Annotated in this window: 23 protein-coding genes; 17 read left to right on the top strand and 6 right to left on the bottom strand. The window is 44.4% G+C overall.

All coding sequences use genetic code 11. The features are described from left to right. Positions 1–153: 153 nt before the first annotated feature. Complete coding sequence (locus ACT3ID_RS04815; RefSeq protein ID WP_491540855.1) at positions 154–2,124, bottom strand: aconitate hydratase; 1,971 nt, start codon at positions 2,122–2,124, stop codon at positions 154–156. Positions 2,125–2,355: 231 nt separating this feature from the next. Here ACT3ID_RS04815 and ACT3ID_RS04810 point away from each other — a divergent pair, with 231 nt between their 5' ends. From ACT3ID_RS04810 to ACT3ID_RS04800, 3 genes are all read left to right on the top strand, one after another. Beyond that, a complete protein-coding gene (locus ACT3ID_RS04810) occupies positions 2,356–2,640 on the top strand; it encodes an HU family DNA-binding protein (protein WP_491540854.1) in 285 nt (94 codons plus the stop codon). Positions 2,641–2,644: 4 nt separating this feature from the next. Continuing rightward, on the top strand, positions 2,645–4,078 hold the full coding sequence (locus ACT3ID_RS04805; protein WP_491540853.1) for an HU family DNA-binding protein: 1,434 nt from the start codon (positions 2,645–2,647) through the stop codon (positions 4,076–4,078). A 78-nt stretch (positions 4,079–4,156) separates the two neighbouring features. Then, entirely contained in the window at positions 4,157–4,477 is a 321-nt protein-coding gene (locus ACT3ID_RS04800; protein ID WP_491540852.1) for a Dabb family protein, read from the top strand. A gap of 304 nt (positions 4,478–4,781) precedes the next feature. Here ACT3ID_RS04800 and ACT3ID_RS04795 read toward each other — a convergent pair whose 3' ends face one another. Beyond that, entirely contained in the window at positions 4,782–5,588 is an 807-nt protein-coding gene (locus ACT3ID_RS04795; RefSeq protein ID WP_491540851.1) for a gamma-glutamyl-gamma-aminobutyrate hydrolase family protein, read from the bottom strand. After that, complete coding sequence (locus ACT3ID_RS04790; protein WP_491540850.1) at positions 5,581–6,579, bottom strand: amidoligase family protein; 999 nt, start codon at positions 6,577–6,579, stop codon at positions 5,581–5,583. The genes ACT3ID_RS04795 and ACT3ID_RS04790 overlap by 8 nt, the downstream gene beginning before the upstream one ends. A 147-nt stretch (positions 6,580–6,726) precedes the next feature. On the opposite strand from ACT3ID_RS04790, the gene ACT3ID_RS04785 reads away from it, so the two are divergent. The 4 genes from ACT3ID_RS04785 to ACT3ID_RS04770 all read left to right on the top strand — a co-directional run bounded on the left by ACT3ID_RS04785 (position 6,727) and on the right by ACT3ID_RS04770 (position 12,368). After that, entirely contained in the window at positions 6,727–8,031 is a 1,305-nt protein-coding gene (locus ACT3ID_RS04785; protein ID WP_491540849.1) for an amidohydrolase family protein, read from the top strand. Positions 8,032–8,079: 48 nt separating this feature from the next. Then, on the top strand, positions 8,080–9,282 hold the full coding sequence (locus ACT3ID_RS04780) for an amidohydrolase family protein (protein ID WP_491540848.1): 1,203 nt from the start codon (positions 8,080–8,082) through the stop codon (positions 9,280–9,282). Positions 9,283–9,326: 44 nt separating this feature from the next. Continuing rightward, positions 9,327–11,438 (top strand): S9 family peptidase, encoded by a 2,112-nt coding sequence (locus tag ACT3ID_RS04775; protein WP_491540847.1) that lies wholly within the window; start codon positions 9,327–9,329, stop codon positions 11,436–11,438. Between the two features lie 729 nt (positions 11,439–12,167). Beyond that, positions 12,168–12,368, top strand: a complete 201-nt coding sequence (locus tag ACT3ID_RS04770) for a hypothetical protein (RefSeq protein ID WP_491540846.1) — start codon at positions 12,168–12,170, stop codon at positions 12,366–12,368. On the opposite strand, the gene add is transcribed toward ACT3ID_RS04770, so the two are convergent. Continuing rightward, entirely contained in the window at positions 12,365–13,363 is a 999-nt protein-coding gene (gene add / locus ACT3ID_RS04765; protein ID WP_491540845.1) for an adenosine deaminase, read from the bottom strand. The two genes, ACT3ID_RS04770 and add, sit on opposite strands and share 4 nt — an antisense overlap. A 173-nt stretch (positions 13,364–13,536) precedes the next feature. On the opposite strand from add, the gene ACT3ID_RS04760 reads away from it, so the two are divergent. From ACT3ID_RS04760 to ACT3ID_RS04745, 4 genes are all read left to right on the top strand, one after another. After that, positions 13,537–15,438, top strand: coding sequence for an ABC-F family ATP-binding cassette domain-containing protein (locus tag ACT3ID_RS04760; RefSeq protein ID WP_491540844.1), 1,902 nt, complete (start codon positions 13,537–13,539; stop codon positions 15,436–15,438). 67 nt (positions 15,439–15,505) lie between these two features. After that, the gene (locus ACT3ID_RS04755; protein ID WP_491540843.1) at positions 15,506–15,772 is read left to right on the top strand and encodes a Smr/MutS family protein; all 267 of its coding nucleotides are present in this window, start codon (positions 15,506–15,508) and stop codon (positions 15,770–15,772) included. A 110-nt stretch (positions 15,773–15,882) separates the two neighbouring features. Then, entirely contained in the window at positions 15,883–16,269 is a 387-nt protein-coding gene (locus ACT3ID_RS04750) for a hypothetical protein (RefSeq protein ID WP_491540842.1), read from the top strand. Positions 16,270–16,295: 26 nt separating this feature from the next. Then, positions 16,296–16,637, top strand: coding sequence for a hypothetical protein (locus tag ACT3ID_RS04745; RefSeq protein WP_491540841.1), 342 nt, complete (start codon positions 16,296–16,298; stop codon positions 16,635–16,637). Positions 16,638–16,735: 98 nt separating this feature from the next. Here ACT3ID_RS04745 and ACT3ID_RS04740 read toward each other — a convergent pair whose 3' ends face one another. After that, positions 16,736–17,206, bottom strand: coding sequence for an aminoacyl-tRNA deacylase (locus tag ACT3ID_RS04740; RefSeq protein ID WP_491540840.1), 471 nt, complete (start codon positions 17,204–17,206; stop codon positions 16,736–16,738). A 641-nt stretch (positions 17,207–17,847) separates the two neighbouring features. On the opposite strand from ACT3ID_RS04740, the gene ACT3ID_RS04735 reads away from it, so the two are divergent. From ACT3ID_RS04735 to ACT3ID_RS04710, 6 genes are all read left to right on the top strand, one after another. Then, complete coding sequence (locus ACT3ID_RS04735) at positions 17,848–18,483, top strand: helix-turn-helix domain-containing protein (RefSeq protein ID WP_491540839.1); 636 nt, start codon at positions 17,848–17,850, stop codon at positions 18,481–18,483. 78 nt (positions 18,484–18,561) lie between these two features. Further along, positions 18,562–18,951, top strand: a complete 390-nt coding sequence (locus ACT3ID_RS04730; protein WP_491540838.1) for a VOC family protein — start codon at positions 18,562–18,564, stop codon at positions 18,949–18,951. 341 nt (positions 18,952–19,292) lie between these two features. After that, the gene (locus tag ACT3ID_RS04725; protein WP_491540837.1) at positions 19,293–21,128 is read left to right on the top strand and encodes a glycoside hydrolase family 9 protein; all 1,836 of its coding nucleotides are present in this window, start codon (positions 19,293–19,295) and stop codon (positions 21,126–21,128) included. A gap of 146 nt (positions 21,129–21,274) precedes the next feature. Beyond that, entirely contained in the window at positions 21,275–22,039 is a 765-nt protein-coding gene (locus ACT3ID_RS04720; RefSeq protein ID WP_491540836.1) for a hypothetical protein, read from the top strand. Positions 22,040–22,346: 307 nt separating this feature from the next. Further along, positions 22,347–22,574 (top strand): hypothetical protein, encoded by a 228-nt coding sequence (locus ACT3ID_RS04715; protein WP_491540835.1) that lies wholly within the window; start codon positions 22,347–22,349, stop codon positions 22,572–22,574. A 147-nt stretch (positions 22,575–22,721) separates the two neighbouring features. Then, positions 22,722–23,624, top strand: a complete 903-nt coding sequence (locus ACT3ID_RS04710) for a M20/M25/M40 family metallo-hydrolase (protein ID WP_491540834.1) — start codon at positions 22,722–22,724, stop codon at positions 23,622–23,624. Between the two features lie 212 nt (positions 23,625–23,836). On the opposite strand, the gene ACT3ID_RS04705 is transcribed toward ACT3ID_RS04710, so the two are convergent. Next, entirely contained in the window at positions 23,837–26,074 is a 2,238-nt protein-coding gene (locus ACT3ID_RS04705) for a carbohydrate binding family 9 domain-containing protein (RefSeq protein ID WP_491540833.1), read from the bottom strand. Between the last annotated feature and the right edge of the window lie 13 nt (positions 26,075–26,087).

The raw sequence follows: 26,087 nt of genomic DNA, 5'->3' as shown, positions 1-26,087 counted from the left end.
AAGTTACAAACTTGCACCAGTTATTATTCACCAAAAGTAACAAAAGAATATCCTGCTATTCTTTCTTTAATGTCCTCGTTTAAAATCAAAAAAGCCGAAATCCAGCTCAAACTGAATTCCGGCTTTATCTATACTTATTAAAAAGCTTACATGTCAGCTGGCAGCAGCTTTCTTCTTCGCCTTGAAGCGATTGATTACGCCACCGTGGAGCACAGCTTCTTTCTGTCGGTCACTAAAGCTGTGTTTTACCGTGTATTTGTTGCCTTTCGTTTTATTATGAATGACGACTTCATTGCCATTTTCAATAGCACTTCGGATATCGTTGACTGCCAGCGTATCACCCTGATCGATATCCTCGTAATCCTCATCATTTACGAACTCCAGAGGCGGAATCCCAAAGTTGACGAGGTTTTGCCAGCCGATGCGGGCATAACTTTTCGCTATTACGGCCCGCTGTCCCAGATAACGAGGTGCAATAGCGGCATGTTCACGACTTGAGCCCTGCGCATAGTTTTCACCGGCAATCACTACGTGTCCGCCGTGCTCTTCTCGTGCCTTCATTGCCCGGTCGTGGAAATTCTTATCCACCACGTCGAGCGTAAACTTACTAATCTCAGGAATATTACTACGAAAAGGCAGCACTTCGGCCCCGGCACGCAGAATTTCGTCTGTCGATATATCATCTCCCATCTTCAACAAGACCGGAACTTCAAAGTCCTTCAGCTCATCAAAGTCAGGCATTGTGGAAATGTTGGGCCCCTTCTTGATTTCGCCACGCTCTTCTTTTGGCTTCGGCTTTGTGAGCATTTCGGTATTAATAACCAGCTTGGCAGGATGTTCGTACTTCGGATACTCCATATTATACAGATCCTCGAGGTCACGCGGATCGGTAATCTTACCCGTCAACGCCGAAGCAGCAGCTGTCTCCGGACTTACCAGAAAGACTGAATCTTCCGGCGTTCCCGAACGGTCGGGGAAGTTACGCGGTACTGTGCGCAAGCTGTTCTGTCCGGATGCAGGCGCCTGCCCCATCCCAATACAACCATTACAACCAGCCTGGTGAATACGCGCACCTGATTGTACCAGATTAAACATTACGTTGTTTTTGACCATGTTTTCTATGATCTGTCGCGATGTCGGATTAATATCAAACGATACATTATCATTCACCGTTTTATCCTTCACAATTTCAGATGCAACCCAGAAATCGCGATAGCCCGGGTTAGCAGAAGAACCAACATAGGACTGATAGATATCTTCGCCTTCGACTTCGCTAATAGGCACTACATTACCCGGACTGCTGGGCAGAGCAATAAGCGGCTCTACTTCGTCCAGAATTAATTCTTCATACTTGTCATACTCTGCGCCTTCATCGGCCAATAGCTCTACATATTCATCGCCCCGCTCCTGGGATTCCATAAAGCGTCGAACCTCACCGTCGGCCGGAAAGACCGTGCTTGTTGCACCCATTTCGGTTCCCATGTTCGCAATAACGTGACGATCCATTGTGGAAAGATTCTTTAATCCTTCGCCAAAATACTCAATAACATACCCGGTAGCTCCGTCCACATCATAACGGCGTAACATCTCGAGCACCACATCTTTGGCACTGACCCAATCGGGCAGTTCTCCTTTCACTTCTACGCCCAATACTTTCGGCATTTTGATATACAAGGGTTCACCGGCGATGGCAAAAGCCACATCCAAACCACCAGAACCGATGGCAAGCATGCCCATACATCCCGAAGCGGGAGTATGACTGTCAGATCCGGCAAGCGTTTTTCCGGGGATAGCAAAACGTTCGGTTTCAATAGGATGGCTTACTCCGTTACCCGGTCGGCTGTACCACATGCCAAATCGTTCAGCGGCAGATTTTAGAAATACGTGATCATCCGGATTCTTGTAGTCGGTCTGAATCAGGTTGTGATCCACATACTGGCAAGAAAGTTCGGTTTGGGCCTCATCCAGCTCCATTGCCTCCAACTCCAGCATCACCATAGTACCGGTGGCATCCTGTGTAAGTGTCTGGTCAATTTTGAGGCCAATCTCGGTGCCCGGTTCCATCTCCCCTTCAACCAGATGACTTTTAATTAATTTCTCCGTTACATTTAGTGGTTGACTCATAAATAATATTCAGTTTTGGTTTCTGCTATATTGATTGGTTCTACCTAAAGTTTATCTGCACAAAATTCGTTCATAAAATACCGGTGTAGAAGCCTATTCATCAAGTTTATGAACAAAAATCACCTATTTATAAGTATTCTAAGCTATAAGGCAAAATATGTACTTAGTTTTTAAAATTTTTTTTCTTAATTAAGAGTATAGACGATTTTACTTGCGAATTCAGAGAATTTAATGATGAACACAAGTGAATTAGTAAAAATACTGGCTGAAAATCGGGGTATGACTCAGGCCGAGACACGGCGGCTGTTAGACACAGTCATTGATACCTTTAATAATAATCTGGCTTCGGGTAACACCTTTACCATCCCCAGTTTGGGAACATTTAAAACAAAAGTTCGGGAGGAAAGAGAGTCATATAATCCTCACTATGAGCAGTATATGAAATTGCCGCCCAAAAGGGTTGTGGAATTTAATCCCAGTAAAGGATTAAAAGAAGGATTAAAACAAGTGGAGTAGAACCATGAGTGAAAAAATAACATTTAAAGAACTCATCGAGTCGATTGCCGAGGAAACAGATAAATCAAAGCAATCAACACAGGATTTTGTCAAAAACTTAGTCGAGGTTATTAACGATGGACTCGAGGAGGACGGGAAAGTAAATATTGCGGGATTCGGAAAGTTTAATCTGAAACGTGTGGATGAACGGGAAGGATACAATCCGCAAACGGAAGAGAAAATAACGATTCCTGCTCACAACAAAATCGTTTTTAAACCTTACAAAGGTGTCCGTGAACGGGTCAACGCCCCCTATGCCCATCTGGAGCCTAAACTGTTACAAGAAGTGGAAGACGAAGATCAAAATCTTACCGAAGAAGGTTCTACCGATCCGGCCAGCAGCGAACAGAGCGATTTTATTCCTACGGGTCCGCCTACTTCGGAAACAGAAGATGAAACTATTTCTGAAAATATAGATGAGTCGACTCAAGATGAAGAAGTTGAGGATGAAGATATTGTAGAATTTAAGCCTGATAAAGACGAAGGGAGTAACGAAGGGCTAGAAGATTTTTTTGAAGAACCTGATCAATCCGATGATACAAAAGCCGAGTCTGTTGAAGAGAAAGAAGATCAGCAAGAGGAACATAAAGATGAAAATGAGCTTATAGAAGAAACGATCTTCCAGGCAGAAGAACTTATTAATGATTCCGAAGATCTTTTGGATTCCCTTGATGAAGATGATAAGGAAAAAGAAAAAACGCCCCCCTCTGATTTTGATCAAAATAAAAAGAGTGCAAAGAAAAGTTCCTCTTCACTGCTCACAATAGCCGCTGTTGCTATCTTATTGTTAACAGCAGGTGGGCTTTGGTATTTCAGTACAACTTCTGAGGAAAATCAGCCTGAGATGATTGCAGAGGAAACAGTGTCATCTTCTGATAATGTATCTACAGCAGCTGATGAACAATTGCAAGCCGGTGATGAGCAGTCTAGTAATGAACAACAGTCCGGTCAGGATCAGCAACAAACACAAAATCAGAGTTCCAGCTCGTCAACCACATCTGAATCCTCCGCAACTGTTTCTTCGGAGAGTAAGTCTGAAGGTGTTGAAATTGCACAGGGACAAACTTTGTGGAGCCTGGCTGAGGAAAAATATGGGAATCCCCGGCTCTGGCCATGGATTTACGGTACTAATGATTCATTGGAAGATCCCGACCTTATCTATGCCGGAAGTTCCCTTTCTGTTCCCCTGCCCTCCGGACCTGACAACAACTTAAATAGTGCTGATTCTCTAGGGGTTGCAAAGGGGTTTATTGCTACCTACCATTGGTATAAAGATCAAAACTCTTCGAAGGCCAAAGATCATCTTTGGGGAGCGAAAGTATATCATGATGATATTCGCAGTATTGCGGATGTCGAGATAGACAAAGCAGACCTCAAATACGCCAACCGAGCCCGATAAGGCTCATTATTAGCTTAATCTCTCGAAATCCATACACCAAAGTAGAATTCGTAACAACAGAATAATAGGAGAAAATATATGATTCGTCACGTAGTTATGTGGAAACTTAAAGATGAAGCCGAAGGTGCCACCAAGGATAAGAATGCCGAAAAAATGAAATTGATCCTGGAGGGGCTGAAGGTGAAGATTGATGAAATTAAAAATGTAGAAGTCGGGATAAATATTACCGATGATGACGAAGAGGCTGGCTCACCCTATGATGTTGTTTTGATTTCTGACTTTGAAACGGAACTCGATTATACCATGTATACACGAAATGATCATCACAAAAAAGCAGTCAGTTTTATCAATTCTGTTATTGAAGAGCGACATTTCGTGGATTACGAAGTGGATACGTAAATCTCAAGACTTCACCTGTCACTGGCGCGGGAATTAATTCCCGTGCTATTGATAGATATTGAATTGCATCTACCTCCCACGGATAAATCAGTGGGCTAAGAATTTTTATAAAGCTCGCTTAAAGTGAGCTTCTTTTACTTCTTATCCTGATGATTTTCCTTCAGGTGGAATCTGTGGACACATTTGAAGCAGTTTCAAAGAACCCAGATTTTCTGGATTACAGGATTACCATGATAGTTGGATATCAACGAACTGTACAGGCAACAACTACTAAACATATAAAACCTGCATCCGTAACCTGATCCTAATCCCCGCCAACCATCTTCTCCTTTGCCCGCTTCACAAGTGAATTAAAAAGGCGGCGCTGCGGTGGAATTTGCGGCATATACTCGGGATGCCACTGGACACCCAACACAAAATCGCGACTTTTGTGTTCGATAGCCTGCACTACACCCGATTTCTCCTTTGCTACAATCTCCAGCTCATCGCCTAAATCATCAACTGCCTGGTTATGCAGAGCATTTACCCACACATGTCGATATCTCAAAACCTTGTGGAGAATACTCCCTTCGGCCAGCTGTACCTTCTTCTTCGGCCATACACTATTCACCTGCGGTTGCTCAGTATAAAATGTGCTGATATCTCTGTGCAATGTCCCGCCAAAATGAATATTAATCAGCTGTGCTCCCCGGCATATTCCTAAAACCGGAATTTTCTTATTCAGCGCCTGACTCAGAATATTAAATTCGAGATCATCTCGCTCTTTGTCGATTCCATAATGAGTCGTTGAAAACAGTTTTCGGATAAGATAAATAATCGGAAAAAAGAAAAGTGTTGCCAAGCGGATAAGGAACTTACGTATTCCCGTAATCTCTTCATCTTCCGAAAACAGCTCTTTCATTTCATCACTGCTTCCATAATAGCTGGGATTAATGTCGGCCCCACCACCAATGATAAGGCCGTGAATATCTTCTTTCGGAATGCCATCTTTGGGGCGAATATGTATAGCACGTCCTCCCTGGATAAATATAGCAAACTTTGTAAACCACCAGGCAGCACGTCCCCCCTCATTCGGACCCGTAACACCTATATTTGGTCGTTTACTACTCATCCAGGTCAAGAAGTATGGTTACTGTAGTTGCCCATTCCTTGCGAAAAGCCAAAACTGTTTCCTCTTTTCGAGTTATATATAACCGGCTCAGCTTGTTCAACATTTCTTCATCATGGGCCAATTTTTCTATTTCAAGCCAGTGATTCCATTCATCCTCAAATCGCCATTCCGGGTTATCTATGCTACTGTTCGGTAATCGATAATGAAATGCAGGCCGTGGCTCATTCTTCTTACCTTCCATCACAGGCTGCAACAGCTTTTCATTCATCAGGGCAAATATCGGCATCATATCCAACGGGCGGTTTCTGGTGGGATTAAATTCAAGATAGTCCCCAATAAACTGCTCCTGATCGGGATCATAAGCTGGATCCAAAACTTTATGAACATATTTATTTGGAAAAGGATCAACAAACGGAGACAACCGCCGCGAAAAAGCAATTTCGAGAACCTGCAAAAGCCAGGGATACAGTATCATAAACGAACGCAAATAGCGAAGCAGCGTTGATATCCGCAAATCGGGAGATTCTACATTAATATGCATCCCAAAAGCATGCACCAGCGATGCATGTGTCCCCTCCGCCTTGTTTTTCTGTAGCTTGTCTCTCAAACGTTCTAGTCGATGAAGTTTTTGCATCGGAACCGGCGGCATTACAACTTCCAGTGGCACTACCCTTTTTGCCAGTTTATCCACCACATCTTCAAGCGGCTTTCGAAACGTCTCTTCATCAAGCTCCATTCCCCATTTACTGAATAGATCCTCGCTTGCCATCTTGCGCAAAATCCGCGCATCAAGCTCAACTCTAAAGTCTCCCAGTTCAGTATCTAAAATTTCGTAGTGATAGCGATTCTCCTTTTGAAGGTGTCCCTTGAACAGGGATTGGATAATCTCAGCTGCTTTTTCTATTTCAATTCCGGCAAACTCCAGTTCAAGTCCAACTCTCCTTGCTTTGCCGTCACTAGTATCTACCATCTGGGGAAATTTATAAGCCATCTCTGAATTTTTTGGAAGCTACAACAGAATTCTTTTATATGTAAAAGCTTGAAAATAGAAATCCATTCCATTTGCCAACCTAATGGCTTATTAGCATAATCAAGTTCCAATTCACTGCAAAAATTACGAAAAAACGTAGACACCATTATGAAAAAACTGTTCTCTCTCAGTTTTCTGATCTTTTTTCTATTTCCCGCCATTTTGATGGCACAGGCACAACCTAATGCATTCGTTAATGCTAAGATAATTCCGATCAGTGGCGAGCCCATAGAAAATGGCGTGCTGGTTGTGGAAGATGGAAAAATAACTGCTCTCGGTGAAGCGGGAGAAGTCAATATTCCCGGTAATGCCAAAGAACATGATGTTTCCGGACAAGTTATCATGCCCGGACTTGTTGATACTCATTCTCATATAGGCGGTGGAGACGGTGGAGATCGCTCATCGGCAATGCATCCCGATGCCCGGATCATAGACAGCATTGATCCGAAAAGTGACACCTTCAAAAAGGCACTGGCCGGCGGTGTTACCACAGTGAATGTGATGCCCGGCTCCGGACATCTGATGAGTGGGCAAACGGCCTATCTGAAATTACGCGACGCCGATAAAATTGAAGAGATGCTGTTTGTGGATGATCCGCGAAATGAAATCGCCGGCGGACTTAAAATGGCGAACGGTACTAATCCCATTGGTAATGGTGGTCCGTTCCCCGGCACACGAGCCAAGTCGGCCTCAATGGTTCGTGATCTCTTTTTACAAGCCCAGGAATACAAAGAAAAAATTGAAAAAGCTGACGGCGACCCGGAAAAAATGCCGAAACGCGATATCGGGATGGAAGCTCTTGTAGAGGTACTTAACGGTGAACGTATTGTACACAATCATACACACCGCCATAATGATATATTAACAGCCATACGACTGGCCGAAGAATTTGACTATCGACTGGTACTGCATCATGTCAGCGAAGCGTGGAAAGTGGCTGACGAAATTGCCGAAGCTGATGTTCCTGCCTCTATCATAGTCCTGGATTCGCCCGGAGGCAAACTCGAGGCAACTGATATTAAATATGAAAATGGAGCTGCACTTGAAGAAGCCGGCGTTACTGTCGGATATCACACGGATGCATCGATCACCGATACGCGCCTGTTTTTACGATCCGGTGCTTTTGGAGTACGAGCTGGTATGAGTGAAGAAGGAGCTCTCAAAGCCTTAACGATTGAAAATGCAAAGATGATGGATCTGCAGGATCGTGTGGGGACACTTGAAGAAGGAAAAGATGCCGACTTTATCATCCTTTCCGGTGATCCGCTCAGCGTTTATACCCGCGTGCAACAAACATGGGTAGAAGGTAAAAAGAGATTTGATCTTTCAAATCCCGAAGATCGTAAATATGCTACCGGCGGGTATAAAGTTTTTGACGGGGCGACACATATTCATCACCACGGAAGTAAATAATTGCAGTTGTCGCTCATGAAATTGAAGAATTTTAAAACTATGAACACTATGAAAAATCGAATTGCACTATTAGCACTTGCACTTTTATTAGGGGTCAGTATCACCGCCAATGCCCAAATAGCGGTAGAAGCAGATACCCTCTACACTATGGAAGACGCTAAAATTGAGAATGGCGTGGTTCTGATCAACGATAACAAAATTGAAGCAGTCGGTCCGGCTTCGGAAATTGATATCCCTTCGAACTATGAGACCCGGCAGGCATCTGTCGTTACTCCCGGACTTGTTGATGCTCACAGCGTGGTTGGTTTGGCGGGCATCTACAACCAAGACAGTGACCAAGATCAGCTGGAGACCTCCGACGCCATTCAGCCTCATCTTCGTGCCATCGATGCTTATAACGCCCGTGAAGAACTTGTAAAGTTCGTTCTTGATAAAGGTGTTACCACTACACATACCGGCCACGGTCCGGGTGCGCTGGCAAGCGGACAGACGATGATCGCCAAAACGCCGTACAACACGGTCGAAGAGGCCTTAGTCGATTCTGCTACCACCGTTTCCTTTACGCTTGGTCCCACCGTTAGCCGCTACTTCGACAAGCCGGGAACCCGTGCTAAAGGTGTAGCTATGCTTCGTCAAAAATTTATCGATGCACAGGACTACCTCGAGAAAAGGCAGTCTGATAATCCCCCGTCAAAAAATCTCGAAATGGAAACGCTGGCGGATATCCTAGAGGGAGAACTTATTGCTATGATAACGGCTCATCGATCCCAGGATATTATGTCGGCGCTGCGCCTGCAGGATGAGTTTGGTTTTAATATGATTCTGGATGGCGCCTCAGAAGCATATTTACTGATTGATGAGATTAAAAAAGCAGGCGTTCCGGTCATCATCCATCCAACGATGATTCGTACGTACGGAGCTTCAGAAAGTGCCAGCTTTACAACAGCCGCAAAACTTGCCGAAGAAGGTATCCCGTTCGCCTTCCAAAGTGGCTTTGAAGGTTATGTGCCCAAGACGCGCATCATTCTTTACGAAGCAGCGATTGCTGCAGCTTACGGGCTGGACAGAGTAACAGCTTTAGAGGCACTTACGCTAAAACCGGCAGAACTGCTCGGCATTTCAGATCGTGTTGGATCACTGGCCGAGGGCAAAGACGCTGATCTCGTTCTTTTTGACGGCGATCCGCTGGAGTATACGACACATATTACGGGTGTAATTGTTGACGGAAATCCGGTCAAATCTGCTGAATAAGGTATAAATTAGAGTAAATTCTATGTAACCAACTAATCCTGGCTATGGTTAATCTCCGAAAATACATTTTCGCAGGTGTACTTATTATTCTGCTGCCTTTTGCAGTACTTGCTCAATCTTATACACTCGAGCAGGTACTGAGTTCACCCTACCCTTCGGAGCTGATTTCTGCCGACGACGCAGACCGCATAGCCTGGGTAATGAATGATGAAGGAGTTCGAAATATCTGGACAGCCGCTGCCCCGGATTATACCCCGATCAAGCTTACAGATTATGATGAGGATGACGGCTTGCCCTTATCTTCACTTACGCTTACCTCCGACGGCTCTAGGTTGATTTACGTCAGAGGGGGATCACGAAATCAAGCGGGTGAACATCCCAACCCCACCAGCGATCCCGAAGGAGGCAAACAAAGTATCTGGATGATCGGCACTGATGGAGAAGGTGAGCCTCTAAAGATTTCCGGCGGCGCCAATCCGGTGCTTTCACCCGATGGTGAATCCCTGCTGTTCAACCGTGGATCGCTTCATCTCATTAGTCTTCCCGAAACTCCGTCTGATTCACTGGGGGAAGCAAAGCAGCTTATTGATATACGCGGCAGCAATGGTTCTGTCGCATGGTCACCGGATGGGACCAAAATCGCATTTTCCAGTAACCGGGGCGGACACAGCTTTATCGGCGTCTATTATATTGATGAAGAACGCATCCAATGGATAGCACCGGGCGTGGACAGAGACATGAACCCGGTATGGTCACCCGACGGCGAACGGCTGGCATACATTAGGGTCCCCGGTGCAAAAAAGGATGAACTCTATAATCTTACCGGCGGATGGGAGTTTTCCATTCGCGTAGCTGACGTAGAAAGCGGCAGTGCCGAAACGATCTGGAGCTCTCCCTCCGATGACGGAGGTTTTGCTCAGTACTACCCATCACATCCCCTGCGCTGGGCCGCCGACGACCGCATCCTTTTTTATTCTGAACATGAAGACTGGATGCATATATACAGTATAGAATCGGATGGGAACGGACTCGTTGATCTTACTCCGGGTGAGTCGGAAGCGGAGCATAGCGAACTCTCCAAGGACGGACAAACACTATACTTTAGCACGAACCGTAATGATATAGATCGGAGACATATTTGGAGCAACAGTGTTGACGGAAATAATCTCCGGCAGATTACTTCCGGGGAAAGCATAGAAACCTATCCCCATCCGGTCGGATCCGGCAACCATCTCTTTTTTCTTCATGCCGGTGCCCAAACACCACAAGGTGTAGCTTCTCTGGATCTCTCCGATGATAGCAATAGTGAAGTCACCAGACTAGCTCCCAATATGGAAAGTTCCTTTCCCAAAGATCAGCTGGTTACACCAGAGCAAGTAATATTTGAAGCTGCCGACGGAGTTACCGTTCACGGGCAGCTGTTCAGACCTGTCAATTTCCGCGGAGAGAATGAACATCCGGCGGTCATATTTATGCATGGCGGCCCCATACGACAGATGCTGCTTGGATGGCACTACAGCGGTTACTATGCTAACTCTTACGCCTTTAATCAATATCTTGCCAGTAAAGGCTATGTTGTACTTTCGGTCAACTTCCGCGCAGGCATCGGTTACGGCAGGGATTTTCGCCGGGCACCCAATCAGGGTCCGCGCGGTGACAGCGAATACCAAGATATTTTGGCCGGAGCTAAATTCCTGCAGCAACTGCCAGAAGTAGATCCACTGCGGCTCGGACTTTGGGGCGGCTCGTACGGAGGCTTACTTACAGCCATGGGACTTGCACGGGATTCCGACCTCTTTAAAGCCGGTGTGGATCTGCACGGTGTACACGACTGGGCCTACCGAGCTACCGACTTCACCGAAGGCGGAGGCTGGGGTATCACTGAAGAGGAACTCGATCTTGCCTACCAGTCATCTCCCGAAGCATATATCGATACCTGGAGCTCACCGGTTCTCTTTGTGCACGGCGATGATGATCGGAATGTACTGTTTTCCCAGACTACCGACCTCGTTCAAAGACTGCGCGAGCAATCCGTTCCTACAGAGGTATTGGTATTTCCCGATGAAGTACATGGCTTTTTACGACATGAAAACTGGTTGCGCACGTTCCGGGCTGCCGCTGACTTTTTTGATCGACATCTGAATGTGGAAGAGTGAGTTTCGACCAGCTTTGAAGTAAGCTGTCTGAACCGGGATTTGCAGGATTAATGGGATATTATCCATTTAACCTTTCACTAGTGTCATTCCGATGAATGACGTGGGTTTTCGGAATGAAGAGGAATCTCAAATAGCATTATCGGCCAACATGATACAGGGGCAGAATATCACGTGAGATCCTCAGCACTCTGCTGCGGAATGTAAACCTTGCCTTTCCTTCACCAGTGTGAGAAAGTTGTATTCCCGAACCAATCTTATATAGTAAGGCTAAGCTGTTACAAATCTGTTGGTACCCACCCTGTAGACCCTCCCTACGAAGGATGGAGGGTCATTTTAAAAGATCATTCTTTGCCTGCTTCTTGTTATCAAGTTTTTTTATCCGGCTTACAGATCTGTGGCCTAAAACAAAGATCTCTCACTGCGTTCGAGATGATAAAGAGAGGTGGTATCGGTATAAACTGGCTGGTTTTGTCACTCCTATTGTAAATAATCTCTGTGAGATTACAGGTTAGTTATCAGGTACAAAGGCTTTAAAAAGTTCTGTGTCATTTCGAACGATCCCAATTTATCGGGAGAAATGAGAAATCTGTGTTTTATCTCATTAATTTGAACCGGAATTTTTAGGATGGCCACGAGTTCCAGGATGTCAATAAAAGCCATTCTCAAAACCTGAACAAATAGCCTGCTTTTTCGTAACGTTTGAAGTAAATCCCAATAAACAAAAAAGTTATGAGTGGACAAGGATCAGCGGGTAATGTGATAGCAGCACTGGCAAGCTTTTTTATTCCCGGATTGGGACAACTGCTGCAGGGGAGATTCCTGAAAGCAGTTTTTCAATTTGTACTGGCCGGCGTATTGTGGATATTCTTACTGGGATGGATTATTCATCTCTGGTCGATACTTGATGCGGCCACATTTGAGGCCAATTAGTGCTCCTCTGTATTATATGCATCTAAAATCTGCCGGCGCAGATTTTCTTTGGTAGCATCATCTGTAAAAGCATGGTCAATCGCCTCTAAATTACAGTTCAGCAACTGCTCCTCCGACCAGTTAAACTGGTTTTTAAGCAAGCTGTACTCTTCGCTAAGCGTAACATCAGAGAGCGTTCTGCCATCCGTATTTACGCTGCAGGAGATTCCGGCATCATAGATATCAGTTATCGTATGATCAGCAATCGTTTCAAATACATGGGTCTGCACATTACTGGTGGGACAAATTTCCAGGTGAATCTCATTATCCCGGAGATATTGCATCAGTTCAGGATCTTCGACACTGCGAACACCGTGTCCGATACGCGTTGGTTTAAATTTTTTGAGGGTCTCCCATACACTTTCCGCCCCTCTCGCTTCGCCCGCATGAGCGGTGACATTCAAATCCCTTTTATTGGCATATTCAAATGCCGAAACATGGTTGTCGATCGGAAAACCCGCTTCGTCGGCAGCGATATCAAACCCTACGACACGTGTTCCGCTAAACTTATTTACCAGCTTTACCGTCTTCAGGCTCTGCTTTTCGGAATAGTGGCGAAGCGTGCAGAGAATAATTCCCGCTTCGATACCTGTCTCCCTGACCCGCTCCTCAACAGCTTCGTTAACTACTTCTACTACTTCATCGGCCGATAGATCCTCCTGCGTATGCTCCAGCGGAGCAAAGCGAAGTTCTGCATAAATAACGTTATCCTTTTGGAGCTGCTTAAACATATCTTCGGTAACCAGTTGCAGTCCTTTCTTCGTCTGCATCAGCGCAATTGCTTCCAGAGAATGCCTGATATACTGCGCCAGGTTTCTGCATTTGGGCGGGGCAATAAATCGCCGGCGGTAATCAGTCCGGCTGATATCCGGATTGAGCTGACTAACAACGTCATAGCTCAACGAACAATCCAGATGCAGATGCAGCTCAATTTTAGGCAGTGAAGACAAATTCATATATGAACCGTTATTTTTGATGGCTAAAAAACTATCTTTTGTCCTCCGAAGCAAGAAGATTTCTGGCAGACAGTTTCTAACTTGTCGGTCCGTTCCTTATTTTAAGAATCAATTGAATGAGGCGGTGGAATCGTTCCCCATTTCGCCCGAGATCATATCACCAGAAATCATACATGACCTATCTATCCACTGAAAACTTAACGAAAAGCTACGGCTCACGCGTACTGTTTGAGGATCTCTCTTTTGGGATATCCGAAGGAGACAAAACAGCACTGATCGCCGAAAACGGCACTGGTAAAACAACACTGCTACAAATTTTGGCCGGCAAAGAAACACCTGATTCCGGCAAGGTTATGATCCAAAATGGTGTTGATATCGGTTACCTGGAGCAAGAGCCGGAGCTGAATGATGATATGTCGATCCGATCGTTTATCGCCCAGAGCGATAACAAAATGGTGCGGCTGATACAAAACTACAAAGAAGCCGCCACCAAACAGGCCAAAGATTATAATGAGCAGACCAAAAAGGAATTTGAAAAGGCATCTTCTGCAATGGATGCCGCCGGGGCCTGGGATTATGAGCAGCGGATGGAGACTATTCTCGGCAAGCTGGATATTCACGATCTTGATCAATCTATTTCAACACTTTCCGGCGGACAGCAGAAGCGTGTGGCGCTGGCATTTGTGCTGCTGGATGATCCCGACCTGCTGATCCTCGACGAGCCAACCAACCACCTCGACCTCGATATGATCGAGTGGCTCGAAGATTACCTTAAATCCAGCACGATGACCCTGCTGATGGTCACACACGACCGCTATTTCCTGGATCGCATTTGCGACCATATCATCGAACTGGACGGCAATGATCTCTATCATCATGAAGGAAACTACCAGTACTTTTTGGAGAAGCGGGCCGAGCGACGCGAAATTGAGCGAAAAAAAGTCCACAAAGCAAAGCAGCTCTACAAGAAAGAGCTCGAATGGATGCGTCGTTCGCCCAAAGCCCGTACCACCAAGGCGAAGTCGCGCATTGACAGTTTTGAGGATGTTAAAGAGCGCGCCGATACGGGCGAAGATGATCCGGAACTGCGCCTGCAGATGGATATGCAGCGGATGGGCGGAAAAATTGTGGAGATGATCAACGTCTCAAAGAGCTATGATGATCTGACGATCCTGGACAGCTTTTATTATGATTTTGAGAAAGGAGAACGCATCGGCGTAATTGGTCCGAATGGCGTGGGTAAAAGCACGTTTTTGAAACTGCTGACAGGCGAAGAAGAACCCGACTCGGGCAAGATACGAGTCGGACAAACGATCGCTTTTGGTCACTACCGGCAAAATGGCATCGATTTTGACGAAGATCAGCGGGTGATTGACATTATCGAAGATGTAGCCAAAGTAATTGAGCTGGCCGACGGCAGCAAGATATCGGCATCACAATTTTTGAAGCATTTCATGTTTACCTCCGATATGCAGTATACGCCGGTGCGAAAGCTCAGCGGTGGCGAAAAGCGTAGGCTGGGACTAATGCTTGTACTCCTCGAAAACCCGAACTTCCTGATTCTCGACGAACCGACCAATGATCTTGACCTGCTGACGCTCAACAAGCTGGAAGAGTTTTTGCAGAATTTCGGCGGCTGTCTGGTTATCGTCTCTCACGACCGATTTTTTATGGACAAGCTGGTTGAGCATTATTTTGTTTTTGAAGGCGACGGCGAAATTCGGGATCACCACGGTACCTACGAAGAGTATCGTGAGCAGCGTAAAGAGCGGGAAGCTCGTGAAAGGGCAAAAGAGAAAGAAAAGAAAGCAACCAGTTCCGGCTCACCAGGAAGCAATGGCTCCTCTGCCCCATCCGGCGATAAATCATTGAGTTACAATGAGCGGCGGGAATACAACAAGCTGGAAGAAAAAATTGATAAGCTTGAAAAACAGAAAAAGGAGCTGGAAACTGAGCTAAGCAGCGGTGAGCTGGATCACGAAGAGCTGCGGGAAAAGTCGAGTGAATACGAAGCGCTCAAAGAGGAGATTGAAGCTCATACCGAACGCTGGTTCGAGCTGGCTGAACGGGCATAATCCGCCCCATTATTCGTCGCACGACTCCCAGCCGTCCGACGAGTGAGATAGCTAATTATTTCATATTATGGCAAATAAATTACCGATAGACGGACAATTGGACCTACATACCTTTCGTCCCGAGGATCTCGGGTCGCTGATCCCCGACTATATCGAGGCTTGTCTCGAGGAAGAGATTTATGAGATACGCATCATCCACGGCAAAGGGACCGGTAACCTGCGTCGGTCGGTGCATGCGCTCCTAGATCGAAATCCTCACGTAAAGAGCTATTCGCTGGCCGGAGATCGCAGCGGCTGGGGAGCGACTGTTGCTTCACTGAAGGAAGAGCAATGATTCTTTAAATGATGTGCTGGTAAAGTTTAACCCGGATATATCTATTTCTTGCCCATCTCCCTTTTTATGATTAGTCTTTCATTGATTGTAACACCTGCTGCTCAAACTATATGACAAAGATTCGGGAGAAGATGATGGATAATGCTACAGTTCGCATTACTCGCAACAGTGACTTTTTCGGAATTCTCCGAAAGCTAAACATCTACATCGACGACAAACACGTTGACAAAGTACGGTGGAACAGTTCTACAGATCTTTCGGTTTCACCGGGCAGGCATAAACTATATGTTAAAATGGATTGGTGCAGGAGTAAACCGTTAGAATTTAAAATCAATGACAATGAATTCATTGAATACGAAGTTATTCTAACTGCTAACCAAAGTGTTATTGGATTTATCAAAGTTTTCTCCGATTTGATATTTAACTACTCCGATTTCTATAAGCTGGAAGAAAAAGATTCAAAAAAATCACCAAGCGGTCTTCCGGTATCACAATAAACCAAGTGGAAACCTGTCAACAAGATATGTCCAACGCTGGAAAAAGACCGGAGCACCGAAATGACTGGCAAAACACTGTAATAGCAACTGCGGTTTGCGGACTCATCCTGGTTGTAGTGTTCCTTTGTCCCTGGCGTGTGGAATCAACCGGAGAGATCAAGTGGAGTCCCATTTATCAGCAGCCGATGTCGTATGTTCGATCCTATGATGCTGAACTCGGTAAGCAAGGCAGTTCCCGTATCACAACAGAAGAAGCCGATATTGCCTATGATATCCTGGCACTTGAAGTCCTTGCTCTCACAGTAGCCGGCGCGATCCTATACTTCTTCAGCTCCGATCCAGGGGAAGAGAACGTTCCGGATCTTTAAACTTGTGTTGAACCTTCTCCTCCTCTGTTCAGCAAAAAAGGATTGATAATAGTCTCACAAACTCAGTAGTGCTACAATTTTATTCTAGCAACAATTAATCACGCATGCCGAACACCAGCCGGTATAATCTGAGGCTCGGCAAGCTCTTCGTAATCTCGATAGTCCATTTTTACCAGCTCCTTGTGCGTACCAGCATTGAAGGCTATCTCTTCATCCTCGGTCAGCGGTTCGGCAACCAGGGTATCGATCTCGTACAGCTTTCCAAACGGCGGCATGGCTCCCAATTCACAATCCGGAAACAGGTTTTCAAATTCATCTTCGGATGCCAATTCTACTTCACCGGCACCTAACGCTTCTTTCACAGCATTGAAGTCAACGTCATAGTTAGAAGGCAGAACCATCATCTTCATATCTCCATCTATTTTGAGCATCACTGTTTTGCACATCTCTTTACCGGGTATATGAGCTGAAGCCGCTACCTCCTGTGCCGTATAGGCCGGGGCGTGTTTTACAACAACATATTTTTTGTCGTTATCATCCAGGTAATCAGTCAGTTTGCGTAAAGGCATAAGACCCTCCCTCTTTTGTTATTTGTCTACTTATTAAGTTAATGAATAGCCGACTGATTATCATTCTGATTATTGTAATCTTCATAGTAATTATTCAACAATTAAAAGGCCGCAATTTACTTATTGATCGGGCTGATTACAGCCTTGGCAAGATAACTTTCCAAACCTTTTTGGTGAAGCAATTTTACCCGCTTAACCTGATTTTTCAATTTAACTTACTAGAAGAAATTTGCTGACCATACCTCTTTCAATTGATGAATTCTCCTTTTAAGGTATAACCTCTCAGTTTGTCAATAAACCATAATAGATTCAAAAAGATTACCCGGTCAATATTCCTTTTTTGTTTTCTGATAACCAGATTAGTAAACTTAAATTGAATAAAAACTGGCCTGCGCCGCTGTTTTAAAGGTGCTAAAACTTACAAGATAGACAATACCTCAAGGCGTATTTTCCAACATCGTCTAATTATTTATTCTTACCCTCATTAATCGTAACACAGTTAATTTTGTACATGGGCAATTATCAAGAGCTAGCACCAGAAAAAAGACTGCAAAATATAGTTTCTTCTTACTGGATTTCTGATGCCCCTGATAAACTGACGCAATATATACAACCTGATGGATGTACGGATGTGATATAATTTGGGAAATGCTGTATCTGCTGAGGAAAAACAAGCTGGTTTGCCACGAGAAAGTATATCGGCGGTCGGTATGATGACAGAATACAAAAAAGTTAATATCGCACCCAAAACCAGACTTGTAGGTATTCGTTTTAAGACGGGAGCGATGAGTACTATCACCGACCTGCCCCTTCACGAATTTCAAGATATAAATATAGATGCCAAAGAAATATCGCCCTGCTTAAATCAAGCAACCTGGGAAAAGATAGGGAAAGTTAGATCTCTAAAGAAGTTGGCTTCAGAGTTAGACAACTTGATTTTTGAAATGAAAAGTAAGTCTGATATAGAGATTGATCCTGTTGCTATTGCATCTGTTAAATATATCAGACAGCGTACGGGGGATATTGCAATCGGGGATATAGCCAACCACTTTAACATCAGTCAGCGCCAACTTGAACGACGGTTCCGATCATCTATTGGGGTTACCATGAAGAGCTATACACGAATTGCCCGATTTCTCAATACTAAAACTTTACTAAGTCTGTACCCTGAGAAAAGTTTACTCAATATTGCTCTAGCAAACGGTTACTATGATCACGCTCACTTAACCAGAGAGTTTAAACTTATGGCAGGAATTACCCCTTCGAAAATGCGATAATGTCGTTTTTTTACAAAGCTTCACTGTTTTAAATCGATTAATTTGGTGGAAACTAATCGTAACCAATATATATTTCCTATGAAGCTAGAATCACTTACTCCTAATTTGATGGTTGAAGATGTAACCAAAAGAATAGAATTCTATACAGATGTGCTAGATTTTGAGGTAATCCAGACGGTTCCTGAAGAGGGCGATCTGGATTGGGGATTTGTCCGCAAAGATGAGGTATTCCTTATGTTTCAAAAGGAGAGCTCGATCAAAGATGAATATCCTGAACTCAAGGACCAAGAAAAAGGCGGAGCATTAACGCTATATATAAAAGTAGACGATCTTGAACATTTATTCCACAGCATCAAAGATGAGGTTAACATGATTAAAGAGAAGCACGAGACATTTTATGGAGTAAACGAATTTGCAATACAGGATCCCAATGGATTCATCATCACTTTCTCGGATATTTTAACATAATGAACACTTAATATCGTGATTTCATCCTGATAATGAATTTCAATTCAAGGATTAAGCTTTTGTTATTCGGTCAGTTTACCAGTAGTTGTACAGCCGTATATATCAAACAAAATGGGGTTATCTTTGCCCTGATATTTTTCTCTTGTCGTTACTAGACGAGCCATTAACATTAGGAGCTTCTGCAGACCACGGATTTGGCAGAAGAAAAAGATAATCTGGTGATATGTAGTGGGAAATGGCGTGTGGAAGGGGTTCCAAAATGATGGCTACTAATAATATTTTTCTTAATATGTATCTGATAGTAAACGACAATAAACTTCCGATAAAGCTGAGGATGCTTTATGAAATGTTATTTCTGGATTTTCTATTTGGCGATAAGCTTCTGCCTTACCACCATCACTTACGGGCAGGATATTCAGGTACTAACCAATCATCTCGGGTACGAAACCGACGCACCCAAACAAGCAATTATATCGGCAGACCAGTCAATAAACACTTTCTCTTTTGAACTTGTAAAGACCGAAGTTGACAGTGTTGTTTTTACGGGCAAAGCAGTTTTTGAAGGTCCGGTTGACGAGTGGAAGGACTGGAAGTTCTGGACACTCGATTTTTCTGATGTAACGGAAGAAGGAAAATATCATATACGGGCAATGGTCAAGGGAAACCCGGCTGTTTCTTATCCTTTTAAAATTCGAAAGAATCTGCTGGAACAGTTTACCCTCTCCGATGTGATCTATTACTTCAAAGCCAAACGAAGCTCGGGACAATACGACAAAGCCGACCGCGGCCTTCCTTTTGAAGGCGACCGTGAAGGGACAGTCGATGCCCATGGCGGGTGGTTTGACGCTTCCGGCGACTACGGAAAACATCTCTCTCACTTGTCGTTTTCGAACTATTTTAATCCTCAGCAAATACCACTGACAGTATGGAGCCTCTTCAAAAGCTACGACGAGCTCACTGCCAGGGACAATCCCCAGTTCAGGCAGTACAAACGTCGGTTGCTCGCAGAAGGTTTGTATGGCGCCGACTATCTCAAGCGTGTCAAAACTCCGGAGGGATCGTTTTACCGGTCTGTATCAGCTCCGGGACCGGAAAAGAAACCAGAAGATCGAAGAATCGGGTCTGAATCCAGGCGTTTTACAATCATGAGTGAGGATAAGAAAAAAGATCGGGAAGTAGACAACACGATGGAAGACAGGGCTGCCTACGAAGTGAGTTTTCGTTCCGGTGGCGGTCTGGCCATAGCTTCACTGGCTATTGCCAGCACGTACCATATCTCCGGTGATTATGAAAGTGCCGACTACTTGCAAGCAGCTGAGGAAGCTTTTGATTTTTTGGAAGAAAATAACAACAACCTGGTATTTGACGGCAAGGAAAATATTGTGGATGACTATTGCGCCCTGTTTGCCGCTGTTGAATTATACAAGGCGACCGACAAAGAACGATATAAAAAATCGGCTGTCCAGCGAGCCGAGAGCCTGATGAATCGCCTTTTATCAAACGAACAATTCGAACATTACTGGCGGGCCGACGATGGAGACCGTCCCTACTTCCATCCCTCCGATGCAGGAATGCCGGTTATCAGCCTTCTGGAGTACCTGGATATAGCAGATTCTTCAGAGGAGCAGCGCATTCTTGACACTATCGAAAAGTCGCTGCGATCTGAACTGGAAAGGACCAATGAAGTGACTAACCCGTTTGGATACAGCCGACAGCCGGTACAGGATACAACGGGAAAACGCAGAACGGCTTTTTTCTTTCCCCATAACACAGAAACCGCCCCTTGGTGGCAAGGGGAAAACGCGCGTCTGGGATCTGTGGCGGCCGCTGCTCGCAGGGCTGCACGACACTTTACACAGGATAAGACTTTTTATCATAACCTCCAGGAGTATGCCTGGAATCAACTGAACTGGATACTGGGATTGAATCCATACGATACCAGCATGCTGGAAGGCACCGGACGAAACAATCCCAGGTATCTGTTTTTTAACTCCTATGAGTATACGAATGCACCGGGAGGTATTGTAAACGGCATAACGTCGGGGCTTGATAATGAAAACGACATCGCCTTCAATATCGGCTATAACGTGACTGGTAAAGACTACGATTGGCGATGGACTGAACAGTGGCTGCCACACGCGTCGTGGTATCTTTATGCAATCTCAATTGATCGTTAACAAGTATTGCTTTCACTAAAATAGTATTTTTTACCAATTTGGAATTGTAGCTATAGAGAGCTAATGCCAGTACGCTGGCTTTTTGGTTCTCCGATTATTAAGCCCACCTTACATCCCTGATGCGGAAAGGATCCAATTATATACAAATGAAGCGTATTCATTTATTTGAATTTGAAGATTTTCCCTGGTTTCCTGACTGGTTGCGTAGATGCACGACGCGTTTGATTATGGTTATGCACGACTTACTTGGGACAGGGGAAAAAGTTGCTGATCTATTAAACAGAATTCTTGAGAAATCCCATTCATCAAGGATTGTAGATTTGTGTTCCGGAAGCGGTGGTCCTATGCCTGAGGTTCTTCAGATACTACATGAGAAGTATGGTTTTAAGACCATTGGTCTAACCTTAACCGATCTATATCCTGACCCTAAAGCAGCAGAAATTCTCAATCAAGAGGAAAATGATATCAACTATTTGACTTCCCCTGTAGATGCTACCAGACTGGATGACCAAATGAACGGGCTTAAGACAATGATTGGGAGTTTCCATCATATGAAACCGCAAGAAGCAAGGCAAATCCTGGTTTCGGTACAGGAAAACAAAGAACCGATCTGCATTTTTGAAATCAGTGATAACAGTATGCCCATCTGGCTTGGATGGATAGCCTTCCCCATAAATGTTCTCATGACTTTTTTTATTACACCGATGGTTAGACCAATGAGTTGGCAGCAACTCTTTTTCACATATATCATTCCTATAATACCAATCTGTTTTGGATGGGATGGGGCAGTTTCAAATCTCAGAACGTATACACTTAGTGATTTGGATGAATTGTTAAATGGTCTAACATCAGAAGATTATTCATGGGAGAAAGGAAAATTTAAAGGAAAGACAAAGCAATTTATTTATTAGGATATCCGAATTAAACTGTCCACTTAGTAAAATCATACTTTTTTTCTTCTATTTATCCTTCCGCTCAATATGAATCCCTCTCTCATATTCAGGCTCATAAAAATATATTGGTGTCTCCGGCAATAAGTTCAATTCCTTGTATACAATAGAACAGAACAATTATAATAATCGTAAAATGCACATCCACTTTCCCGGCATCTGAATGCATACAAAAAATCCTCCAGCACATGCTCGGAAATCGAATAAAGCACCCGCAAAGAGCGTTATACTGGTCCAACAAGTTGCGACCGATCGGAGAATATTCATCATGAAACAATACAAGAACTTGAGTGGAAATTCAGGAATAGTTGCGTATGAGGCATCAGATAAAGCAATCATCATTGAATTTCAAGATGGACGCAAATATCTGTACACCTATCAAAGTACTGGCCGGTCCAAAGTAGAACAAATGAAAACGCTTGCAGCTGACGGAAAGGGGTTGTGTACTTTTATCTCCAGACACGTGCGGGAGGCTTATGCAACCAGACTTAATTAATCACTAAAAGATTGAATATGCGATTTACATCGTTTCTTTTCATAATCATTTCACCTCTGATATTTTATTCAGTTGCTTATAGATTAGCCTTTGTCGAAAAGATATCCGTCATTTTCAGTAGCGAAAACATTATTAGCAGATAAACAGATGCTCCAACTAACCGATGAGCAGGAAAAGCTGGCTGCCCAATTACAAGCTGACGTACGTCATCTGTCTGAAAATATTGGGGAGCGGAATATGCACAACGGCAAAATGGAAGAAACCGCCGCCTGGATAGAGAAATGCTTACAGAAAGCAGGATATACTGCCTATCGACAGCCGTATCAACTACAGCATTGGACATTCCGGGGAAAGACGGCCGATAATATAATCGCTGAGTTAAGTGGCGAGGAAAACTCAGAGGAGATTATCATTATCGGAGCCCATTATGATTCTGTACTCCATTCTCCTGGTGCAAACGACAACGCCTCAGCTGTAGCAGTACTAATGGCCCTGGCCGAATGGTTTCGGGATCGATCTCACCATAAAACGATACGATTTGTTTTTTTCGCCAATGAAGAGCCTCCCTTTTTTAAGACAAAAGATATGGGCAGCTATGCCTGTGCCCAAAAAGCAGCTGAGAACAAGGAAGAGGTAAAAGCAATGATTGCTCTCGACGGACTGGGCTATTTCAGCAATGAAAAAGGAAGCCAATCATATCCTCTGCCCGGCCTGGGACTCTTTTATCCCAAGAAAGCTAATTTTATTGGTTTCGTTTCGCGGATCAGAGATAAAAGCTTAATGAATAATTGTCTGAAAACTTTTCGCAGTGCCACATCTTTAAATGCCGAGGGAGCGGCTCTTCCGGGCTTTATACCCGGAGCAAGCTGGTCGGACCACTGGTCGTTCTGGCAGTTTAATTATCCGGCCATTATGATTACGGATACCCTGCCCTTTCGGGATCCGGCCTATCACTCTGCTGGCGACACTGCCGAACGACTTGATTATCGACGAATGGCTCTTGTCGCAGAGGGATTGAAAAATGTTATTTCTCAATTGGCGGCCAAATAAGAACCGGTGAAATATCAAAATAGATCCTCAGGAAACTTTGAAAAACCACCCATGTCATGCTGAACCCTGTCCTGAACTTGATTCAGGATCTCTTCAGCATCTGTTGCTAACTTTCGTTTATCGGCTTTAAGTTTAGTTTCCCCTATAGATCCTGATCCGCCGGTTGGCGGACAGGATGACACCCATTTTTTCAAAGTCCTCTCTCACTTAAATTAACTGCCGAAGGTATAGGTATATTTGATCATAACGGTCCGGCTCTCAAGCCTCGGAAGAGCTGGTGAAACATGATGGATATCCGTATTGAGATTTTCATTATATACAATCCAGAGATCATTTCCCTCTCTAAAGTTGTAGCGGAATCTGAGGTTACTCAAAAAGTTACGGTTCAGGTTGTCGTACTGTACCAAGGCTTGAAGTGACAAATGCTGATTTAGCGAAATAAGGGAACGAAACCGGGCAACATAGGCTTCCATATCCTGATTTCGCTCCGGGAAATCCAGATAGCTCGCTTCGAGTTCTCCACCAATCTCAAAATGACGGGAGATATTCCAGGTAGGTTCTGCTGTCAATGAAATACGGCTCCCATCATAAAATGAATTATACCCTGCTGTAATATTACTTCGCAACAGACTGCTTTTTGGCATCCTGTATTGAAGCTGTCCTCCGTAAAAATGATAGCTGCCTGCCGGCACAAATACTCCATCGGTAAATTCCAACGTATTGCGGAGATCCTCATACCAGTATTGCCCACTTAAACTGATTTCCGCTCCACTGTCAAACTCAAAAGATAACGGCTGTTCAACATTTGCACTTTCGACAGAGCCATCCCCATTTCTCCAGGTAACGAAAGTTTGCAAACCGGGATTGATCCGGCGAAGTGAATGATCACCTTGCGGAAAATGGCCATAATCAAAGCGGGTGAATAAAAAACTGTAATCATCCCGCTGCTCAAAACCCATTTCGGGCTCGTAAAATTTGCCGGCCCTTTTATAAGTGACGGTATAGTTAAAACCTTCCGCTCTTTGCCGGCTCCACTGCAAGCGTACCATACCGTTATCAAAAAGATTCGTGGTATTTGAATTTAAGTTATCATCAAACGTTTGGGCGTAATTGTAGGTAAAATATTCGTCTCCTATTACCCTGATTTGTCCGTCCAATCCAACCCCAACGTTATAACTTCCGTCTCCCCCGAATCGGGATGTTACCATGCCACCAGCATACGAATATTGATTGAATACCGTGCGTCGCAGTCGAACAACGCCGAAATTTTCTGATGCCAAATTAAGATCACTTCGGCGCTCCGTTTGCATATTTAAAACTCCGACATCCCAGGATCCAATGCGCCCCGAGAGTCGTCCTCCTCCCAAAATACGGATGGGTTCATTGTCATAAAGACCAATGCGACGACTATAAAAAAGGCGATTAGGACCACCCGTATTAAACTCAAAAATATTAGCTCTTTCCTGAAAAAACTGCCGTTTTTCCGGCAAGAAGATATCATACCGCTCTAAATCGAGCTGTTGGTCATCAGCCTCAACCTGGGCAAAGTCGGTATTGAGGGTAAAATCTAATGTCAAGTTAGACGATAGCGGATAGCGAATATCCAGTCCGGGCTCATGAGTAAAATCAGTTTGTTGCTTGTATGAATTTCCATCATCCGACAACTTAGAAGTCTGATTGAAACCACCCAGAGCATATGGCGTTATGTATACAGGATTTTGATTGCCGATATCACTGAGGGTTACTTTACGTGCCTGAGAAGGTTTTGCAAATCCCCGTCTCCAATCGGGCGGTATGTCAGGAAATATCTGCCGCTCATTATCTCTGGATATAAGTCGATAAGAAATCAATCCCATTGTCACATTATCTTCATTCCGCTGAAAACCCAGTGAGGAAAAAGGGATACGCATGGCAGCCTCCCATCCTTCTCCATTCTCCTTTCCTTTGGCATCCCAAAAAGTATCCCAATCAAAATTTATGGAATTTCTGCCCTCGGCATCGTTGCTGACTTCCATATCAATACGTACGCCTGCAGGGTTTACGACAAACCACATAGCGGTTTCATTGTCATTAAAAGCATCTAAGACAACAGCAAAGAGATCATCCCCGCTTTCCCGATCTCGATATAACGAATTTACACGCACACCTTCCGGATCATCATACATCTTGCCATAGACATAAAGATAACGATCATCATGCGCCAGGCGGATATTTGTTTCCTGACTTAAAGGATCTCCATACGAAGGGGCATATTGGACCATTGGAACGGGCTCTACCCTATCCCAAACATCAGCATCGAAAATGTTTTCCCAGGAAATTGCTTCCTCTGATTTAGTAATTTCCAGGGGCTCACTGTAATCCGTTTGCGAATAAGAATCTGCGACACCAATTCCGACTAATATAAATCCTGATAATGTCAGTACAATAAAAGATCGATATACAGTAAACATCCGCAATCAAGCA

The sequence above is a fragment of the Fodinibius sp. GM108 genome, from assembly GCF_058386985.1.
This window is presented reverse-complemented; position numbering and strand designations above follow the sequence as displayed.

Excerpts from the sequence above, each read along its gene's own strand:
- ACT3ID_RS04815 (WP_491540855.1), bottom strand. The coding sequence starts at position 2,124 with ATGAGTCAACCACTAAATGTAACGGAGAAATTAATTAAAAGTCATCTG.
- ACT3ID_RS04810 (WP_491540854.1), top strand. The coding sequence starts at position 2,356 with ATGATGAACACAAGTGAATTAGTAAAAATACTGGCTGAAAATCGGGGT.
- ACT3ID_RS04805 (WP_491540853.1), top strand. The coding sequence starts at position 2,645 with ATGAGTGAAAAAATAACATTTAAAGAACTCATCGAGTCGATTGCCGAG.
- ACT3ID_RS04800 (WP_491540852.1), top strand. The coding sequence starts at position 4,157 with ATGATTCGTCACGTAGTTATGTGGAAACTTAAAGATGAAGCCGAAGGT.
- ACT3ID_RS04795 (WP_491540851.1), bottom strand. The coding sequence starts at position 5,588 with ATGAGTAGTAAACGACCAAATATAGGTGTTACGGGTCCGAATGAGGGG.
- ACT3ID_RS04790 (WP_491540850.1), bottom strand. The coding sequence starts at position 6,579 with ATGGCTTATAAATTTCCCCAGATGGTAGATACTAGTGACGGCAAAGCA.
- ACT3ID_RS04785 (WP_491540849.1), top strand. The coding sequence starts at position 6,727 with ATGAAAAAACTGTTCTCTCTCAGTTTTCTGATCTTTTTTCTATTTCCC.
- ACT3ID_RS04780 (WP_491540848.1), top strand. The coding sequence starts at position 8,080 with ATGAAAAATCGAATTGCACTATTAGCACTTGCACTTTTATTAGGGGTC.
- ACT3ID_RS04775 (WP_491540847.1), top strand. The coding sequence starts at position 9,327 with ATGGTTAATCTCCGAAAATACATTTTCGCAGGTGTACTTATTATTCTG.
- ACT3ID_RS04770 (WP_491540846.1), top strand. The coding sequence starts at position 12,168 with ATGAGTGGACAAGGATCAGCGGGTAATGTGATAGCAGCACTGGCAAGC.
- add (WP_491540845.1), bottom strand. The coding sequence starts at position 13,363 with ATGAATTTGTCTTCACTGCCTAAAATTGAGCTGCATCTGCATCTGGAT.
- ACT3ID_RS04760 (WP_491540844.1), top strand. The coding sequence starts at position 13,537 with ATGACCTATCTATCCACTGAAAACTTAACGAAAAGCTACGGCTCACGC.
- ACT3ID_RS04755 (WP_491540843.1), top strand. The coding sequence starts at position 15,506 with ATGGCAAATAAATTACCGATAGACGGACAATTGGACCTACATACCTTT.
- ACT3ID_RS04750 (WP_491540842.1), top strand. The coding sequence starts at position 15,883 with ATGACAAAGATTCGGGAGAAGATGATGGATAATGCTACAGTTCGCATT.
- ACT3ID_RS04745 (WP_491540841.1), top strand. The coding sequence starts at position 16,296 with ATGTCCAACGCTGGAAAAAGACCGGAGCACCGAAATGACTGGCAAAAC.
- ACT3ID_RS04740 (WP_491540840.1), bottom strand. The coding sequence starts at position 17,206 with ATGCCTTTACGCAAACTGACTGATTACCTGGATGATAACGACAAAAAA.
- ACT3ID_RS04730 (WP_491540838.1), top strand. The coding sequence starts at position 18,562 with ATGAAGCTAGAATCACTTACTCCTAATTTGATGGTTGAAGATGTAACC.
- ACT3ID_RS04725 (WP_491540837.1), top strand. The coding sequence starts at position 19,293 with ATGAAATGTTATTTCTGGATTTTCTATTTGGCGATAAGCTTCTGCCTT.
- ACT3ID_RS04720 (WP_491540836.1), top strand. The coding sequence starts at position 21,275 with ATGAAGCGTATTCATTTATTTGAATTTGAAGATTTTCCCTGGTTTCCT.
- ACT3ID_RS04715 (WP_491540835.1), top strand. The coding sequence starts at position 22,347 with ATGAAACAATACAAGAACTTGAGTGGAAATTCAGGAATAGTTGCGTAT.
- ACT3ID_RS04710 (WP_491540834.1), top strand. The coding sequence starts at position 22,722 with ATGCTCCAACTAACCGATGAGCAGGAAAAGCTGGCTGCCCAATTACAA.
- ACT3ID_RS04705 (WP_491540833.1), bottom strand. The coding sequence starts at position 26,074 with ATGTTTACTGTATATCGATCTTTTATTGTACTGACATTATCAGGATTT.